The sequence below is a fragment of the Pseudomonas sp. TUM22785 genome, assembly GCF_028198105.1.
Classification (GTDB): domain Bacteria; phylum Pseudomonadota; class Gammaproteobacteria; order Pseudomonadales; family Pseudomonadaceae; genus Metapseudomonas; species Metapseudomonas solani.
Genome location: NZ_CP116239.1, coordinates 4,449,983 through 4,467,532 on the forward strand (window position 1 = coordinate 4,449,983; position 17,550 = coordinate 4,467,532).

Genomic DNA, 17,550 nt, shown 5'->3' on the forward strand with positions numbered 1-17,550 from the left:
CCGGCGAAAGGGAGTGCCCGGCATGCCATCACTGAACATCAGCGACCTCGCCTGGGCACCCGACGGCCGCCCGCGCTGGCTCCTGCAGGGCATCGACCTGCAGGTGCGCGCGGGCGAGTTCGTCGGCCTCATCGGCCCCAATGGCAGCGGCAAGACCAGCCTGCTGCGCTGCGCCTACCGCGCCGAGCGCCCGGCCTCCGGCTGGGTGGCCCTGGACGGCGACGACCTCTGGCGACGCAGCCCGCGCTGGAGCGCGCAACGCATCGCCGTGGTGCTGCAGGAGTTCCCCCAGGACTTCGGCCTGGCCGTGGCCGAGGTGGTCGCCATGGGCCGCTCGCCGCACAAGGGCCTGTTCGACGGCGACGATGCCGAGGACGCGCGCATCGTCGACGAAGCCCTCGCGGCGGTGGGCATGGCCGGGCTTCGCGAGCAGGCCTTCGCCCGCCTCTCCGGCGGCGAGAAGCAGCGCGTGCTGCTGGCCCGCGCCCTGGCCCAGTGCCCAGGCCTGCTGCTGCTCGACGAGCCCACCAACCACCTCGACCCGCGCTACCAGCTGGAGCTGCTGCAGCAGCTGCGCGAGCTGCGCCTGAGCACCCTGGCCAGCTTCCACGACCTCAACCTGGCGGCGGCCTTCTGCGACCGCCTCTACGTACTGGACCAAGGCCGCGTGGTGGCCAGCGGCACCCCCACCGACGTGCTCACCGCCGAGCTGCTGCAACAGGTGTTCGGCGTGCACGCTCTGGTGGACCGCCACCCCCTCGCCGACCACCCGCGCATCACCTGGATCACCCCATGAAGCCTTCGCCTATCGCCCTGCTCGCCCTGCTCCTGGCGCCCCTCGCCCAGGCCACCGACTACCCGCTGAGCGTCACCAGCTGCGACCGCCAGGTGGTGTTCGAACGCGCACCGCAGCGGGCGGTGAGCCAGGACATCAACCTCACCGGGATGATGGTCGCCCTCGGCCTGCAATCGCGCATGGTCGGCTACAGCGGCATCAGCGGCTGGAAGACCCCCGACGCCCGGCTGATGGCCGCCCTGGGCGACCTGCCGGAGCTGGCGCGCAAATACCCCTCCATCGAAACGCTGCTCAACGTCGACGCCGACTTCTTCTTCGCCGGCTGGAACTACGGCATGCGCGTGGGCGGCGAAGTCACCCCGGCCACCCTCGCGCCCCTGGGCATCCCGGTGTACGAGCTGAGCGAATCCTGCGCCCACGTGATGCCGCGCGAGGCTGCCAGCCTGGAGGACCTCTACCGCGACCTCGACAACCTCGGCCGCATCTTCGACGTCGAGGCCCGCGCCAACGCCCTGGTCGCCGGCCTGCGCACGCGCCAGGCCGAGGTGGCCAAACGCCTGGAGAACGGCGGCGAGGCACCCCGGGTGTTCCTCTACGACAGCGGCGAGGACCGCCCCTTCACCTCCGGCCGCCTGGGCATGCCGCAAGCGATCATCGACGCCGCCGGCGGCCACAACCTGATGGACGACCTCGCCGCCAGCTGGACCCAGGTCAACTGGGAAACCGTGGTCGAGCGCGACCCGCAGGTGATCCTCATCGTCGACTACGGCGAACGCAGCTGGCAGCAGAAGCGCGACTTCCTCCTGGCCCACCCGGCCCTGCAATCGGTCGAGGCGATCCGCGAGCAGCGCTTCCTGGTCCTGCCCTACCTCGCCGTCACCCCCTCGGTGGAGAACATCGAAGCCATCGAGACCCTGGCCGCCGGCCTGCACCCCGAACGCTTCGCCGGTAAGGCGCCATGAGCCCGGTGCGCTCGCCCGGCGCCTACCGCCTGCTGCTGCTCGGCCTGGCCGTGGCGCTGGTGCTCTCCTGCATCGCCGCCCTGGGCTTCGGCCCGGCCGCGGTGCCCCAGGCCCACGTCTGGGGCATCCTCGCCGAGCGCCTGGGCGTGAGCACTGCGGGCGACTGGAGCCGTGGCCAGGAACACATCGTCTGGCTGATCCGCGCGCCCCGGGTACTGCTCGGTGCGCTGGTGGGCGCCGGCCTGGCCCTGGTGGGCGGCGCATTGCAGGCGGCCACGCGCAACCCGCTGGCCGACCCGCACCTGCTCGGGGTCAGCTCCGGCGCGGCCCTGGGCGCGGTGCTGGTGCTGCTCTACCTGGGCGAATTCATCGGCGTGCTCAGCCTGCCCCTGGCCGCCTTCGTCGGCGCCCTGGGCAGCACCCTGCTGGTGCTGGCCATCGCCAGCCGCCACGGCCGCCTGGAGAGCGACCGCCTGCTGCTGGCGGGCGTCGCCGTGTCCTTCCTGTGCATGGCGCTGGTCAACCTGCTGCTGTTCCTCGGCGACCACCATGCCGCCAGCTCGGTGGTGTTCTGGATGCTCGGCGGCCTCGGCGCCGCGCGCTGGGAGCTGCTCTGGCCGCCGGCGCTTTGCCTGGCCCTGGGGCTGCTCGTGCTGCTCGCCCAGGCCCGCGGGCTCAACGCCCTGATGGCCGGCGAGCAGACCGCCGTCAGCCTGGGCTTCAGCGCCCGGCGGGTGCGCCTGCAGGTGTTCGTCTGCGCCTCGCTGCTCACCGGGGTGCTGGTGGCCCTCAGCGGCGCCATCGGCTTCGTCGGCCTGATGCTGCCGCACCTGGCCCGGCGCCTGGTGGGCGCCGAGCACCGCCGCCTGCTGCCGGTCGCCGCCCTGCTCGGCGCGCTGTTCCTGGTCTGGGTCGACGTCGCCGCCCGCACCCTGGTCGCCCCCGAGGACCTGCCCATCGGCATCGCCACCGCAGCCATCGGCGGGCTGTTCTTCATTGGCCTGCTGCGTCGGCGTTGACCGCCGGCAGCAGGACGGGACGTAGCGATGCACGCAGGGCAGGGCCTGTGGTGAAATACCGCCGCCCATCAACAAGGACGCACGATGACCTCCAGCACACCCCGAACCACCCGCTCCCTGTCACTGCTTGCCGCCGCGCTCCTGCTCGGTGGATGCGACAGTGATTTCGCCACGCTCACCTTCGAGCGCTCGGTACTCGATACCACTTTCGGTGACGAACTCCTGCCGATCTACCACGAACAATTGTCAGCGTTGATTCATGCACAGGGCATCGATCCGGAGAAGGTCACCTTTCGGGTCGCCGGCAGCCTGAGTCAGGAACTGGTGCTCAGCGAGCCGCTGTTCGGTGGTCTGGAACCGGCACAGAAGACGGCCCTGCAAGCCGCCCTCGAGGCCATCGTCGAGGGCCGCAACGCCTCGCTGGACATGCACCTGGCCATTCACCCCGACGCCATGGATCCCACCGAAGCCAAAGCTCGCGCCGAGGCACTCGAATTGCCTCGCGAGTACGACGCTCACTTCAGCCTCGACCACGTATCCCTGAGCGTGGCCTACGGCCTGACCGACCTGGTCGGCATGGCCCTCAAGGGCTCGCAGAGCATGCAGAGCGAGGCGGTTTGCAATGTGACGGCGCACTTCGACCCCGCCCTGCCCTTCATCGGTTTGAAAGCACCGGAGCAGGAAGGGAGCCCCTATCGCCACATGATGCTGCTGAACCTTTCCACCCCTTACTCCTACGACGAGATCCCGGTGGAGATTCGCTTCGCAGACCCGGCCATGGAGGCCCTGGTGAGCCAGGAGACGATCCTGGTCACCTCTGCCGTGACCGACCGATCGACTCCCCTTCGCAACAAGCGCGAACTGAACCAGTTCGAGTTCGTCATCGGCCCCGTCGGGGGCGTCGAGCACGAGAACGCCAAGGTCGGCGTCAACACCCACATGGACCTGGCATCGAAATGTGAACATCTGGCCGGCGCCCTGGGTCGTCCGTTCAGCTACCACTTCGGCGACTCGATGGACCGGCTGAAAGCCGTGGCCTTCTACTGAAGCCAAGTGGGGTGGCGCCCGATGCCATCCCACTGATCGAAATTCCCTTGGGCGGCAGGGGTCGATAGCTGTATAAATAGCCAGCCATTTACCCAAGCCGTTCCGCCATGCCCAGCGCCCTCGACGATCCCTTCTACTACCTGAACAACTTCCAGGCCGTGCTCGACTGGATCGGCGCCCGCTATGACGACCTGCTGGACGACGAGGAACGCGGCTTCATCGTCGCCTTCGCCGGCCTGCCCAAGGCGTCCCGGGCGCTGCTGGTGCGCATGGTGATGCGCAAGGGCACGCTATTCCGCGAGAGCAAGCTGGAGTACGCCGAGATCGGCCCCACCCGCGACGCCATGCTGCCGCTGGTGGCACAGGGCTGGGTGGATGCGGCGCCCAGTCTGGAGCTCGCGCAGCTCTTCGCCCTGCTGCGCAAGCCGGAGATCGCCGCCTGCTTCGGCACGCAACTGGGCCGCGCGACCCTACGCAAGGCCGACCAACTCGCCCTGCTGCAACCCCTATACCCCGAGGCGCAGCCCCTGGAGGCCTGGTACCCGACGCTGGACGAGCGCATCTATGCCCTGCAGCTCATGGCCCTGTGCGACCGCCTGCGGCTGATGTTCTTCGGCAACCTGGCCCAGGACTGGTCCGAGTTCGTCCTCGCCGACCTGGGCATCTACCAGTACGAAAAGATCGAGCTGGACGCCGCCTCCCGGGGCTTCCGCCAGCGCGCCGATATCGATTTCTACCTGCACCTCTACCAGTGCCGCGAACGCTTCGAAGCCGGCGAAGCCCCCGTCGACGTGCTCGCCGACATCCCCCCGGCCCACGACAACCCCTGGCTGCAGAGCCGCCGCGCGCGCCTGTTGTTCCAGCTCGGCCAGCACTGCGAACGCCTGGGCGAATGGGCGCTGGCCCTGGAGATCTACGCCGGGTGCAGCTACCCCGGTGCGCGCATCCGCCGTATCCGCGTGCTGGAGAAGACCGCCGAATTCGACGAGGCCCACCGCCTCGCCCTGGACCTGGCCGCCGGCCTCCACAGCGAGGAAGAGCGCCAGCACCTGGCGCGCATCCTGCCGCGCCTGCAGCGCAAGCTGGGCCTGCCCAAGGCGGCGGCCCGCAAGCCGGCGCCGGTGCTGCGGCTGGACCTGCAGCTGCCCCGGGGCGAGGACTTCGTTTCGGTGGAGCACAGCGTCGCCCGGCACCTGGCGGACGAGCCGGGCCCGGTGCATTACGTCGAGAACACCCTGATCAACTCGCTGTTCGGCCTGCTGTGCTGGGAGGCGATCTTCCTGCCGCTGCCGGGCGCCTTCTTCCACCCCTTCCACGCCGCACCGGCGGACCTGCTGGCGGCGGACTTCCACGCCCGCCGCGCCGAGGCCTTCGCCGCCTGCCTGGCGCAGCTGGATGGCGACGCCTGGCAGGCCACCATCCGCCGCAACCACGCGGCCAAGTACGGCCTGCAGTCGCCCTTCGTCTACTGGGGTGTGCTCGATGAAAACCTGCTGGAACAGGCCCTGCTGTGCCTGCCCGCCGCGCACCTGAAGCTGTGGTTCCAGCGCCTGCTGCTGGATATCAAGACCAACCGCGCCGGGCTGCCGGACCTGATCCGCTTCTGGCCCGGGGAGCGGCGCTACCAGATGATCGAGGTGAAGGGCCCCGGCGACCGCCTGCAGGACAACCAGCTGCGCTGGCTGGACTTCTGCGCCGAGCACCAGATGCCGGTCACCGTCTGCTACGTGCAATGGGCCGAAACCGAGGCCGCCCTGGCGTGAGCTACCAGGTGGCGGTGCGCGCGCTCTGCGAATTCACCGCCAAGTGTGGCGACCTGGACCTGCGCTTCACCCCCGCCCCCACCGCCCTCGAAGGCATGGCCGGCCACGCCCTGGTGGCCGCGCGCCGTGGCGAGGGCTACCAGAGCGAAGTGGCCCTGGCCGGCGAGTTCCGAAACCTCAAGGTGCGCGGCCGCGCCGATGGCTACGACCCCGCGCGCAACCGCCTGGAAGAGGTGAAGACCCACCGCGGCGACCTGGCCCGCCAGCCGGCCAACCACCGCCAGCTGCATTGGGCCCAGGTGCGCGTCTACGGCTGGCTGCTGTGCCAGGAACGTGGCCTGGACGAGGTGGAACTGGCCCTGGTGTATTTCGATGTCGCCAGCCAGAAGGAAACCCTGTTCACCGAGCGCGCCAGCGCCGCCGAGCTGCGCGCCTTCTTCGAAGCCCAGTGCCTGGCCTTCATCGCCTGGGCCGAGCAGGAGCTGGCCCACCAGGGCGTGCGCAACACGGCACTGCAGGCGTTGCGCTTCCCCCACGCGGCGTTCCGCAGCGGCCAGCGGGAACTGGCCGAGGCGGTGTACAAGGCCGCCAGCACCGGTTGCTGCCTGCTGGCCCAGGCACCCACCGGCATCGGCAAGACCCTGGCCACCCTGTTCCCCCAGCTCAAGGCCCTGGGCGGCGAGCGCCTGGAGCGCATCTTCTTCCTCGCCGCCAAGACACCGGGGCGCCAGCTGGCCCTGCACAGCCTGGCGACCCTGCGCGACAGCGTCGATGAACTGCCCCTGCGGGTGCTGGAGCTCACCGCCCGCGACAAGGCCTGCGAGCACCCCGGCAGCGCCTGCCACGGCGAGGCCTGCCCGCTGGCGCGGGGCTTCTACGACCGTCTGCCAGCCGCCCGCGCGGCCGCCGCCGAGCGTCGCTGGCTGGATCGCGCGGCCCTGCGTGAGGTGGCCCTGGCCCATGACGTCTGCCCCTACTACCTGGGCCAGGAGATGGCGCGCTGGAGCGACCTGGTGGTGGGCGACTACAACTACTACTTCGACCTCGGCGCCCTGCTCTTCGGCCTCACCCAGGCCAACCAGTGGCGCGTCGGCGTGCTGGTGGACGAAGCCCACAACCTGGTGGAGCGAGCCCGCGCCATGTACTCCGCCGAGCTGCGCCAGGGCGCGCTGAAGGCCCTGTGCAAGAGCGTGCCGGCACCGCTGAAGAAGCCCTTGGAGCGGGTGCAGCGCAGCTGGAGCGAGCTGAACAAGGCCCAGGTGGCGGATTACCAGGCCTACGACGAGCCGCCGCAGAAGCTGCTCGGCGCCCTGCAGAGCGCAGTCACCGCCATCACCGACCACCTCGCCGAACAGCCCGGCGCACCGCTGGACCCCGAGCTGATGGCGTTCTATTTCGACGCCATGCATTTCGGCCGCATGGCCGAGCTGTTCGACCACCATTCGCTGTTCGACCTGAGCAAATACCAGGCGGGCAAGAGCAGCCGCTCCACCCTGTGCCTGCGCAACCTGGTGCCGGCGCCCTTCCTCGGCCCGCGCCTGGCCGGCAGCCGTTCCACGGTGCTGTTCTCCGCCACCCTCAACCCGCGTCGCTACTACGCCGACCTGCTGGGGGTACCGGCCAACACGCCCTGGCTGGAGGTGCAGTCGCCCTTCGCCGCCGAGCAATTGCAGGTCCGCGTGGCGCGGCGCCTGTCCACCCGCTACCAGCACCGGGCGCAGTCGCTGGCGCCCATCGTCGAGCTGATGGCCGACCAGTACCACGAGCGCCCGGGCAACTACCTGGCCTTCTTCAGCAGCTACCAGTACCTGGAGCAGGTGGCCGCGCTGTTCGCCGAGCGCCACCCCTTCATTCACGCCTGGAGCCAGTCGCGGAGCATGGACGAGGGCGCGCGCACGGCCTTTCTCGAACGCTTCGCCGAGGGCGGGCGCGGCATCGGCTTCGCGGTGCTTGGCGGAGCGTTCGGCGAAGGCATCGACCTGCCGGGCGAACGCCTGATCGGCGCCTTCATCGCCACCCTCGGCCTGCCCCAGGTCAACCCGGTGAACGAGCAGCTGAAGCAGCGCATGGGCGCGATCTTCCAGGCCGGTTACGACTACACCTACCTCTACCCCGGCCTGCAGAAGGTGGTGCAGGCCGCCGGCCGGGTGATCCGCACCCAGGGCGACCGGGGCGTGGTGCACCTGATGGACGAGCGCTTCGCCCAACCCGAGATCCGCCGCCTGCTGCCCACCTGGTGGCAGGTGGAGCCGGGCTGAGCCCAGGAACGACAAAGCCGGCCCAGGGGCCGGCTTTGTGTTTACGCCATCAGGGAATCAGAAACCCTCTCCCTTGGCGGCCTTCTCCAGCAGCAGGGCCGGCGGTTCGAAGCGTTCGCCGTACTGCTCGGCCAGGTAGTTGGCGCGGGCGACGAAATCCTGCACGCCGTACTGGTTGATGAACTGCAGGGCGCCACCGCTCCAGGCGGCGAAGCCGATGCCGAAGATCGAACCGATGTTGGCGTCTGCGGTGGAGTGCAGCACGCCCTCCTCCACGCAGCGCACGGTTTCGATGGCCTGGATGAAGAGGATGCGGTCACGCACGTCTTCCGCCGGGATCTGCTTGTCGGCCTTCTCGAAGCGCGCTTTCAGCTCCGGCCACAGGCGCTTCTTGCCACTGGCCGGGTACTCGTAGAAGCCACCGCCGGCGGCTTTGCCGGGGCGCTTGTACTCGTTGACCATCAGGTCGATCACGGCGAAGGCCGGGTGCTGCGGCAGCGCCTTGCCCTCGGCCTTGAGGTCGGCGGCGGTCTGGTTGCGGATGTGGGTCATCAAGCTCATGGAGACCTCGTCGGAGATCGCCAGCGGGCCCACGGGCATGCCGGCCTGGCGGGTCTCGTTCTCGATCATCGCCGCCGATACGCCTTCGCCGAGCATGGCGATGCCTTCGTTGGTGAAGGTGCCGAACACCCGCGAGGTGAAGAAGCCACGGCTGTCGTTGACCACGATCGGGGTCTTCTTGATCTGCAGCACGTAGTCGAAGCCACGGGCCAGGGTCTCGTCCGTGGTCTTCTCGCCACGGATGATTTCCACCAGGGGCATCTTGTCGACCGGGCTGAAGAAGTGCAGGCCGATGAACTTCTCCGGCTTGGCCACGGCAGCGGCCAGGCCGGTGATCGGCAACGTGGAGGTGTTGGAGGCGATCACCGCATCGGCCAGCGCATGGGTTTCCGCGGCAGCGGTGACCTTGCCCTTGAGTTCGCGGTTTTCGAACACGGCTTCGATGATCAGGTCGCAGCCTTCGAAGTCGGCGTCATCCACGGTCGGCTTGATGCGGGCGAGGAAGGCGTCGCGCTTCTCGGCGCTCATATGGCCACGGGAGACCTTCTTGTCCAGCAGGCCGGCGGAGTACGCCTTGCCCTTCTCGGCGGCCTCGATGGACACGTCCTTGAGCACCACCTCGATGCCGGCGGCGGCGGAGACGTAGGCAATGCCCGCGCCCATCATGCCGGCGCCGAGCACGCCCACTTTCCTGGTTTCATAGCGGGCCGGCCCCTTGGGACGGGAGCTGCCGGCGTTGATCTCGTTCAGCTGGAACCAGAAGGTGCCGATCATGTTCTTCGCCACCTGGCCGGTGGTCAGCTCGGTGAAGTAGCGCGCCTCGATCAGTTGGGCGGTGTCGAAGTCCACCTGGGCGCCTTCGACGGCGGCGCACATGATCTTCTCCGGCGCCGGGAAGCAGCCCTTGGTCTTGTCGCGCAGCACGCTCGGGGCGATGGCCAGCATCTGGGCCACGGCGGGGGTCGACGGGGTGCCGCCGGGGATCTTGTAGCCCTTCACGTCCCAGGGCTGAACGGCGCTGGGGTTGGCGGCGATGAAGGCACGGGCCTTGGCCAGCAGCTCGTCGCGGTCCTTGGCGATGTCGTGGATCAGGCCGGCCTTGAGGGCCTGGTCCGGGCGCACCTTCTTGCCTTCGGCGAGGTACGGCAGCGCCTTCTCGATACCCAGCAGGCGCACCATGCGCACCACGCCGCCGCCACCGGGGAGCAGGCCCAGGGTGACTTCCGGCAGGCCGAGCTGGACGTGGCTTTCGTCCACGGCGATGCGGTGGTGGCAGGCCAGGCAGATTTCCCAGCCGCCGCCCAGGGCCGCGCCGTTGATGGCGGCGACCACGGGCTTGCCGAGGCTTTCCAGGCGGCGCAGCTGGCCCTTGATCTTGAGGATCATCTGGTAGAAGCCGTTGGCATCGGCCTTGGTGACCTTGATCAGCTCGTTGAGGTCGCCGCCGGCGAAGAAGGTCTTCTTGGCGGAGGTGACGATGACCCCGGCGATGGAATCCTTCTCGGCCTCCAGGCGGTCCACGGTGGCGCCCATGGCCTCGCGGTACACCGCGTTCATGGTGTTGGCGCTCTGGCCGGGCATGTCGATGGTCAGGACAACGATATTGTCCTGGCCTTTTTCGTAACGGATGGCGTCAGTCATTTTTTTTCAATCCCAATGTTCGGGGAGCGCATCAGGGACGTCGCGAGCTACGCGGCATCAGCCCCTGATAGCTCCTTCAGATGCGCTCAATGATTGTGGCAATACCCATACCGCCGCCGACGCAGAGGGTGGCGAGGCCATAGCGCAGCTGGCGCTTCTCCAGCTCGTCGAGCAGGGTGCCGAGGATGGCGCAACCGGTGGCGCCCAGGGGGTGGCCCATGGCGATGGAGCCGCCGTTGACGTTGACCTTCTCCTCCGGCACGCCCATGTCCTTCATGAACTTCATCACCACCGAGGCGAAGGCTTCGTTGACTTCGAACAGGTCGATGTCGCCCACCGCCAGGCCGGCCTTGGCGAGGGCCTTGCGGGTGGCCGGCGCCGGGCCGGTGAGCATGATGGTCGGGTCGGTACTGGTCACCGCGGTGGCGACGATGCGCGCGCGGGGCTTGAGGCCCAGCTCCTTGCCCTTGGCAGCGGAGCCGATGAGCATGGCGGCGGCGCCGTCGACGATGCCGGAGCTGTTGCCCGGGGTGTGCACGTGCTCGATGCGCTCGACATGGCTGTACTTGCGCAGGGCGGTGGCGTCGAAGCCCATCTGCCCCATCATCTCGAAGCTCGGCTTCAGCGCGCCGAGGCCTTCGAGGGTGGATTCGCCACGGATGAATTCGTCATGGTCCAGCAGCACGATGCCGTTCTGGTCAGTGACCGGCACCAGGGATTTCTTGAACGAGCCGTCGGCGCTGGCGCGGGCGGCCTTCTGCTGGGAGCGCAGGGCGAAGGCGTCGACGTCCTGGCGGCTGAAGCCTTCGAGGGTGGCGATCAGGTCGGCACCGATGCCCTGGGGCACGAAGTGGGTGTGCAGGTTGGTTTCCGGGTCCATGGCCCAGGCGCCGCCGTCGGAGCCCATGGGGATGCGCGACATGGATTCCACGCCACCGGCCACCACCAGGTCTTCGAAGCCGGAGCGCACCTTCATCGCGGCGAGGTTGATGGCTTCCAGGCCCGAGGCGCAGAAGCGGTTGATCTGCTGGCCGGAAACGGTCTCGTCCCAGTCGGCCACCAGCGCGGCGGTCTTGGCGATGTCGGCGCCCTGGTCGCCCACCGGGGTCACGCAACCGAGCACGATATCGTCGACCTGGCTGGTATCCAGCTTGTTGCGCGCCTCCAGGGCCTTGAGCAGGCCGGCGATCAGGTTGACCGGCTTGACGCTGTGCAGCGCGCCGTCCTTCTTGCCCTTGCCGCGGGGCGTGCGCACCGCGTCGTAGATATATGCTTCGGTCATGGGGTTCTCTCTTGTCGTTAGGCAGAGGGGCCAGCCAGGGGCCGACCGCTGTGGGCTTACCTTAGCGGCACGCGGGCCGCACTCAATGACCGAACTGCTCAGCGCCATTGACTTCTGCGCTCAGACGAACGGTCACCTGACTCCCAGGTCAACGCGATGTGTCTGGCTCAAGGGTTGCCATCCACAGGCCCGGGTCGACCCGCGAACGGCGTTCTAAGCAGCGGGCTGTTGATCCCAAGCGTTCTAAAGGGCCGGGGAACCGGCCCCTAGAGTTGAGGTTGTCAGAGGTCGCTGCCGGGTTTTGCCGGGGCGGCTTTTTCCACCCACCGCCAAGGAGGCGGCCACGCCGACCGGCAGGCCGTTCACGCCCGACGCATGGCGCCTCCAACAAAAACAAAGGCACAAGGCTATGTTCAAACAGCCGAAAATGCGGCAAGCGAGCCTCATCGTATTCGCCACCACCGTCATCCTCATCCTCCCCAACCTGACCCGACTGGTCAGCTGACAACGCGGGCATCGTCCTGTGCTGCGCACCGCGCCCTGCGGTCAACGCAGCGCAGGTAGCCACCAGGCCAGCAACAGCGGAATGGTCACGAACGACAACAGCGTCGAACACATCACCAGGCTCGCCACCTGCTCCGGCGAACGCCCGGCGCGCACCGCCAGCAGGTAGTTGAACACCGCCACCGGCATCGCCGATTGCATCACCAGCACGCCCAGGGTCAGCGGCTCCAGCTGCAGTGCCAGGCCCACTCCCCAGCCCACGCCCGCACCGAAGAGGATGCGCAACGCCCCCTGCAGCAGGCCGCTGCCCAGGTGGCCGACGCGGATGCTGGCGAGGGACACGCCCAGGGTCAGCAGCATCAGCGGGATGGTCATGCCGCCCAGCAGCTCGATGGTGTTGGCCAGCCAGCGCGGCAGTGTCAGGTCGAAGAGGATCAGCGGAATGGCCAGGGCCAGGCTGATGACGATGGGGTTGATGAACAGCTTCTTCACCGAACGCTCGCTGCCCGAGAGCAGCAGCCCCAGGCTGAACTGCACCACCGCCAGGGCCAGGAAGAAGCCCACCGCCAGGGCCAGGCCCGGCTCGCCGAACGCGTAGAGCGCCACCGGCAGGCCCATGTTCCCGGAATTGGGGAACAGGAAGGCCGGCACCAGCACGCGCCAGTCCTGTTTCATGGCCCGGCTCAGGCCCAGGCCGATCACGCCCATCACCAAGGTGGTGAGCAGGCAGGCGAGCGCGATCTGGCCGAAGGCGTGCTTGTCGATTTCCGCCTGGCTGAGGGTGGAAAGCACCAGGCTCGGCGTGCCGACGTTAAGAACCAGACGAGCGATAAAGTCTGTTGGGTAACTCTGCCCGGAGCGTGCCCAGGCATAGCCGATGCCAGCAGTGATGAGGATCGGCGCCATGACGGCGAACAGCGCGGCCAGCATGGCCCGCTCCTTAGCCCGGAGGGGCGTGGAATGACGGAAAGGCCCGATCCTAACGGCTGGCGATGACCTCCGGCAATTGTGCTAGGGTCCAAGGGTTCTTGTTTTTCAGGGAGTTACACCATGCGCAAGATGCTCGCCACACTGGCCCTTTCCCTCAGCCTTCCCGCACTCGCCGCCGATGTAGACCAGGCAGCGGCGCTGGAAGCACTGAAGCAACCGGGCGCTGTGCTGATCGACGTGCGTACGCCGGAAGAAATCGAGGCAGGAGCCTTGCCCGGTGCCCGTTACATCGGCTTCGAAGACATTGGTACGAAAATCGCGGAACTGGCACCGGACAAACACACCCCTATCGTCCTCTACTGTCGAAGCGGTCGCCGCTCCGGCATCGCCCAGGACGATCTGCGTGCCAGGGGCTACACCAATGTGCAGAATGCCGGCGGCTACACCACCCTCAAGCCGATTCTGGACAAGCCCTGATGCGCCACCTGCTGTTCTGCCTGCTGTTGCTGACCCCTACCCTGCACGCCGCCGAGCTGCTGCTCGAATTGCCCGGCGGCACGCAGCGCTGGGACAGCGCCAGGCTGCTGGCCCACCCCCAGGCGCGGGATATCGAGGTACCCGCCGACGTCGCCTACAAGCGCACCATGCATTACCGCGCCCTGCCCCTGGCGGCGTTGCTGGACGGGGTCGAACCCGGCCAGCACCTGCAAGCCGTGGCGCTGGACGGGTTCGCCGCCGAATTGCCCGCCACGCCCCTGCTCGCCAAGGAGGGCGCCCGGGCCTGGCTGGCGGTGGAAGACCCGGGCAAGCCCTGGCCACCCCTGGCCAAGGGCAAGCCCAGCGCCGGGCCCTTCTACCTGGTGTGGACGGACCCGCAGGCTGGCGGCATAGGCCCGGAACAGTGGCCCTTCCAGGTGGCGAAGTTGCGCTACCTGGCTGCGGTCGCCGAGCGCTTCCCCGCGCTGCTGCCGGCGAGCGATGCAAGCGCCGACATCCAGGCCGGCTTCGCCCAGTTCCAGAAGAACTGCCTGGCCTGCCACCGCCTCAACGGTGCCGGCGACGCCCAGTTCGGCCCCGACCTCAACCTGCCCTACAACCCCACCGAATACTTCGCCGAAGGCTTCCTCCAGCGCTACATCCGCGACCCGCAGGCCATGCGTCGCTGGCCGCAAGGGCGCATGCCCGCCTTCCCGGCTGCGGTGATCGACGACGCGCAGCTGGAACAGCTGGTCGCCTACCTGAGCCACATGAGCGGTCGCAAGACGCCGTGACGGCCCTCACGGACGGTGGCGGCCGGGCTTCTCCGCCAACCGCGCCGGCGCTACGCTCTCCCACCTAAACCGCCGGCCGGGAGAGCCAGCATGAGCACCGAGCTCCACGTCGAAAGCCTGGTCCTGCGCGGGGCCCGCAACGAGGCCCTCACCCCCGACCTGAACCTGCACCTGGACGCTTCCCGGCTCACCCTGGGCGAGCTGATCCGCCGGGTGGTGCTGCATGTCGTGGCCGAACAGACCACCGAGCGCTGGCTGGACCGCCTGCAGGCCAGCAGTGGCCCCGGCTACCTCAGCGAAGAAGACATCCGCCACCAGTCCGCCCGGGGCGCCATCAAGCTGCGCACCCAGGTGCCCGGCGCCCCACGTATAGACGCCGAAGCCGAGGTGCAGCGCGCCCTGGATGGATTCCGCCAGCGCCGCTACCGCGTCCTCCTCGACGGCCAGATGCTCCACGACCTCGACCACTCCCTCGACCTGCCCGCCCAGGCTCGGCTCACCTTCCTGCGCCTGGTCCCCCTGGTGGGTGGTTAAGCCCATGACGAACGGACTCCCCATGCAGCATTACCAAGCCGACACCCGCCAGCAGGCCCGCATCGCCCTGCTCGATGCCTTCCTCGACCGCACCCTGGATGCCCTGCCCGAGCGCGACGCCCTGCTGGCCGAAGACAGCTACCAGCACCCGTTCTGGGACGAGGTCGACGGCCTCGCCCTGGCCGACGCCTTCCTCGCCGAAGCCGGCCCCGACGGCCAGCCCGCCCTGGTGGATGCCCTGGTCTTCCCGCGCATCTGGGGCCACGACGAGACCATGCACCTCTACACCCGCCAGCGCCTGGCCCAGATCGCCAGCCACGCGGGCGTCACGGCGCACCCCGGCGCCTATGGCTTCCAGGCCCTGGAACGGCGTGTGCGACACATGCTGACCCAGGCCTTCGAAGACAGCGACTACGCCCTGCAACCCGGCTTCAAGGCCCAGGCCCACTGGCACTACCCCACCGGCGCCTGGGTCACGCCCGACCTGGAGGAATGCCTGGAGCTGCTCGCCGGCTACCCCGTCGACGGTGCCTGGCTGGACTTCGCCCAGTGGCTGCTCGGCGGCGATTGGGACCGCCCCAGCCCCGCCGAAGACGCTTACTACCCGCGCCTCGCCGAGGTCTACCAAGGCAAGGCAACGGAGGCCATCCGGCGCTTCGCCGTGGCCCTGGCCGAAGCCGGCCGCCTGGATGCGGCCCTGCACGAGCGCGCGGTGCACACCTGGGCCGACAGCCTGTGCACGCTGCCACCCCTCGTCCAAGGCGACAGCACGGGCGAGCAACGGCTCGACGCGCTCAACGCCGACCGGGTGGAACGCGCACTGGCCCAGTTGCCGGAAAGCGCCACCTGGTTGCGCAGCCTGATCGGCGACCGGGGCACCTCCAGCCCAGGCTGGCTGCTGGCCGGCGTGCGCGAGCTGTCGCGCCTCGACCTGGCGCCGGACGCCCTCGAAAGACACTACGAAAACCACCTGGGCCGGGTACTGACCGCCCTGCTCGACGTCGGCCACCTGGAAAAGGACGACGAGGCCGAACTGGCCAAGCAGCTTGCCGGCTTCCCCCGCGCCAGCCTGCTCACCGCCCTGCCCTTCAGCGGTGCGGCCAATGAAGCGGTGCTGGACGCCCTCGGCTGGAGCGACCTGAAGCCCCTGCAGCGCCTCTACCTCGACCTGGCGCTGGCCGTCGACCACAGCGGCCGCCTGGTCGAGGACCTTCAGAGCAGCGACGACCCGGAGCTGGGCGTGGTGGACCGCCCCGCCCTGCAGGCCGCCCTGGACCAGGCCGACGCCGGGCACCTGGCCGACTACCTGGCCAGCTTCGACGGCACGCCCTGGGCCTTTCCCAATACCCGCCTGCTGCTGGACGCCTTCCGCGGCCTGGAGCGCAAGGCCCTGGAGAAGAAGCTGCAGCGCCACGCCCAGGCCGCCCTGCGCGCCTACGGCCTGCTGCCCATCAGCGGCGCGGACGAAACCCGCGAGCGCTACCTGGCCCTGAAGCGTTATCACCGCGAAGTGGAACGCTACGGCGCCGAGCGCCAGGCCAACTCCCAGGCCGCCATCCAGGCCGGCCTGGAGAACCTCGCCCGCACCGCCGGCTATGGTGACGCCACCCGGCTGGAGTGGGCGATGGAAGCGGAGATCGCCGAGCAGACCCCGGACCGCCTGCACCTGGACGGCTACGACCTGTGGCTGGAGTTGCAGGGCCTCAACCCGGTCATGGTTGCCAGCAAGGGCGGCAAGCGCCTGAAGTCGGTACCCGCCGCCCTGCGCAAGCACGAAGGCCTGGCCGAGCTGAAGACCCTGCAGGCCCGCATGAAGGACCAGATCCGCCGCTTCCGCCTGACCCTGGAAGCCATGATGGCGCGGGGCGAGGCCCTGGAGCTGACGCAGCTGCGCCAGCTGCTGCGCATGCCGGCGGCGCGCCTGCTGCTGGACCACCTGGTGCTGCGCGACGGTGACGGCCAACTGGGCTGGCTGGACGGCGACGCCTTCACCCTCTGCCCCCTGGCGGGACCGGCCCGTGCCATCGACGGCCCGCTGCTGATCGCCCACCCCCTGCACCTGTTCGAAGCCGGGGCGCTCTCCGCCTGGCAGCAGGCCCTGGTGGCCCAGCGCCGGGTGCAGCCGTTCAAGCAGGTGTTCCGCGAGCTGTACCTGCTGACCCCGGCCGAGCGGGAGAACGGCCTGAAGTCCCTGCGCTTCGCCGGCCATGTGCTGCGCAGCGCCGTGGCCGCGCGCCTGCTGCGGGCCCGGGGCTGGACCACCCACGACGGCGAGGAAGTGTTCCGCAACTGGGGCCAGGGCCTGTACGCCTTCCTCAACTTCCCCGATGCGCAGCGTTACCTGCCCCTGACCGAGGCCATCACCCTGCGGGAGGTGGAGTTCGTCCAAGACCGCGCCGCCCTGCCGCTGGAGGAGGTGCCGCCGCTGCTGTTCTCCGAAACCCTGCGCGACGCCGACCTGATCGTCTCGGTGGCCTTCACCGGCGAGACCGCCAGCCACGCCGGCAGCGCCGAGACCATCCAGCGCCGCGCCGAACTGGTGCAGGCGCTGGTGGCCGACCTGGGGCTGGCCAACGTGCGCTGCGAAGGCCACCACGCACACATCACCGGCAGCCACGCACGCTACCGGCTGCACCTGGGCAGCGGGGTCATCCACATCGAGCCGGGCAACTACCTGTGCATCGTCCCTGCTGGCAAACCGGCGGATGACCTCTACCTGCCCTTCGCCGACAGCGATGCACGCACCAGCGAGATCATCAGCAAGCTGTTCCTGCTGCTGGACGACGGGGCGATCGACGACCCCAGCATCCTCGAACAGATCCGCCGCAGCGAAGTGCCGGCCTAGGGACGGGCGCAACCCGTAGGAGCGAATTCATTCGCGATGAAGCCGGCACCCTGCCCGCCCCTTTCGCGGCTGAAGCCGCTCCCACAACCGGTGCCTTAGGTTGGCGCCGAGCGCGGCGAGGCCCAACACAGCGATGT

Annotated in this window: 13 protein-coding genes; 10 read left to right on the plus strand and 3 right to left on the minus strand. The window is 68.9% G+C overall.

Annotated elements, in window-relative coordinates:
- The first annotated feature begins 22 nt into the window (after positions 1-22).
- The 6 genes from PI990_RS20185 to PI990_RS20210 all read left to right on the plus strand — a co-directional run bounded on the left by PI990_RS20185 (position 23) and on the right by PI990_RS20210 (position 7,845).
- A complete protein-coding gene (locus PI990_RS20185; protein ID WP_271658263.1) occupies positions 23-796 on the plus strand; it encodes an ABC transporter ATP-binding protein in 774 nt (257 codons plus the stop codon).
- On the plus strand, positions 793-1,758 hold the full coding sequence (locus PI990_RS20190; protein ID WP_271658264.1) for an ABC transporter substrate-binding protein: 966 nt from the start codon (positions 793-795) through the stop codon (positions 1,756-1,758). The genes PI990_RS20185 and PI990_RS20190 overlap by 4 nt, the downstream gene beginning before the upstream one ends.
- Positions 1,755-2,777, plus strand: a complete 1,023-nt coding sequence (locus PI990_RS20195) for a FecCD family ABC transporter permease (RefSeq protein WP_271658265.1) — start codon at positions 1,755-1,757, stop codon at positions 2,775-2,777. Before PI990_RS20190 ends, PI990_RS20195 begins: the two co-directional genes overlap by 4 nt.
- Before the next feature lie 84 nt (positions 2,778-2,861).
- Positions 2,862-3,824, plus strand: coding sequence for a hypothetical protein (locus PI990_RS20200; protein ID WP_021217214.1), 963 nt, complete (start codon positions 2,862-2,864; stop codon positions 3,822-3,824).
- A gap of 107 nt (positions 3,825-3,931) precedes the next feature.
- The gene (locus PI990_RS20205) at positions 3,932-5,587 is read left to right on the plus strand and encodes a VRR-NUC domain-containing protein (protein WP_271658266.1); all 1,656 of its coding nucleotides are present in this window, start codon (positions 3,932-3,934) and stop codon (positions 5,585-5,587) included.
- Positions 5,584-7,845, plus strand: a complete 2,262-nt coding sequence (locus PI990_RS20210; protein ID WP_442969288.1) for an ATP-dependent DNA helicase — start codon at positions 5,584-5,586, stop codon at positions 7,843-7,845. Before PI990_RS20205 ends, PI990_RS20210 begins: the two co-directional genes overlap by 4 nt.
- A gap of 57 nt (positions 7,846-7,902) precedes the next feature.
- On the opposite strand, the gene PI990_RS20215 is transcribed toward PI990_RS20210, so the two are convergent.
- From PI990_RS20215 to PI990_RS20225, 3 genes are all read right to left on the minus strand, one after another.
- On the minus strand, positions 7,903-10,047 hold the full coding sequence (locus PI990_RS20215; protein ID WP_271658268.1) for a 3-hydroxyacyl-CoA dehydrogenase NAD-binding domain-containing protein: 2,145 nt from the start codon (positions 10,045-10,047) through the stop codon (positions 7,903-7,905).
- A 76-nt stretch (positions 10,048-10,123) separates the two neighbouring features.
- The gene (locus PI990_RS20220; protein ID WP_271658269.1) at positions 10,124-11,329 is read right to left on the minus strand and encodes an acetyl-CoA C-acetyltransferase; all 1,206 of its coding nucleotides are present in this window, start codon (positions 11,327-11,329) and stop codon (positions 10,124-10,126) included.
- A 546-nt stretch (positions 11,330-11,875) separates the two neighbouring features.
- Positions 11,876-12,763 (minus strand): AEC family transporter, encoded by an 888-nt coding sequence (locus tag PI990_RS20225; RefSeq protein ID WP_271658270.1) that lies wholly within the window; start codon positions 12,761-12,763, stop codon positions 11,876-11,878.
- 120 nt (positions 12,764-12,883) lie between these two features.
- On the opposite strand from PI990_RS20225, the gene PI990_RS20230 reads away from it, so the two are divergent.
- From PI990_RS20230 to PI990_RS20245, 4 genes are all read left to right on the plus strand, one after another.
- A complete protein-coding gene (locus tag PI990_RS20230; RefSeq protein WP_184489507.1) occupies positions 12,884-13,240 on the plus strand; it encodes a rhodanese-like domain-containing protein in 357 nt (118 codons plus the stop codon).
- The gene (locus PI990_RS20235; protein WP_271658271.1) at positions 13,240-14,034 is read left to right on the plus strand and encodes a cytochrome c; all 795 of its coding nucleotides are present in this window, start codon (positions 13,240-13,242) and stop codon (positions 14,032-14,034) included. The genes PI990_RS20230 and PI990_RS20235 overlap by 1 nt, the downstream gene beginning before the upstream one ends.
- A gap of 90 nt (positions 14,035-14,124) precedes the next feature.
- Positions 14,125-14,568 (plus strand): hypothetical protein, encoded by a 444-nt coding sequence (locus tag PI990_RS20240; RefSeq protein ID WP_021217205.1) that lies wholly within the window; start codon positions 14,125-14,127, stop codon positions 14,566-14,568.
- Between the two features lie 22 nt (positions 14,569-14,590).
- Positions 14,591-17,413 carry a DUF4132 domain-containing protein gene (locus PI990_RS20245; protein WP_271658272.1) on the plus strand — a complete coding sequence of 941 codons (2,823 nt, stop codon included), beginning with the start codon at positions 14,591-14,593 and terminating at the stop codon, positions 17,411-17,413.
- Positions 17,414-17,550: the final 137 nt, after the last annotated feature.

Coding starts and splice junctions, on each gene's coding strand:
- PI990_RS20240 (WP_021217205.1), top strand. CDS start 14,125: ATGAGCACCGAGCTCCACGTCGAAAGCCTGGTCCTGCGCGGGGCCCGC.
- PI990_RS20195 (WP_271658265.1), top strand. CDS start 1,755: ATGAGCCCGGTGCGCTCGCCCGGCGCCTACCGCCTGCTGCTGCTCGGC.
- PI990_RS20190 (WP_271658264.1), top strand. CDS start 793: ATGAAGCCTTCGCCTATCGCCCTGCTCGCCCTGCTCCTGGCGCCCCTC.
- PI990_RS20220 (WP_271658269.1), bottom strand. CDS start 11,329: ATGACCGAAGCATATATCTACGACGCGGTGCGCACGCCCCGCGGCAAG.
- PI990_RS20235 (WP_271658271.1), top strand. CDS start 13,240: ATGCGCCACCTGCTGTTCTGCCTGCTGTTGCTGACCCCTACCCTGCAC.
- PI990_RS20200 (WP_021217214.1), top strand. CDS start 2,862: ATGACCTCCAGCACACCCCGAACCACCCGCTCCCTGTCACTGCTTGCC.
- PI990_RS20205 (WP_271658266.1), top strand. CDS start 3,932: ATGCCCAGCGCCCTCGACGATCCCTTCTACTACCTGAACAACTTCCAG.
- PI990_RS20245 (WP_271658272.1), top strand. CDS start 14,591: ATGCAGCATTACCAAGCCGACACCCGCCAGCAGGCCCGCATCGCCCTG.
- PI990_RS20225 (WP_271658270.1), bottom strand. CDS start 12,763: ATGCTGGCCGCGCTGTTCGCCGTCATGGCGCCGATCCTCATCACTGCT.
- PI990_RS20230 (WP_184489507.1), top strand. CDS start 12,884: ATGCGCAAGATGCTCGCCACACTGGCCCTTTCCCTCAGCCTTCCCGCA.
- PI990_RS20185 (WP_271658263.1), top strand. CDS start 23: ATGCCATCACTGAACATCAGCGACCTCGCCTGGGCACCCGACGGCCGC.
- PI990_RS20215 (WP_271658268.1), bottom strand. CDS start 10,047: ATGACTGACGCCATCCGTTACGAAAAAGGCCAGGACAATATCGTTGTC.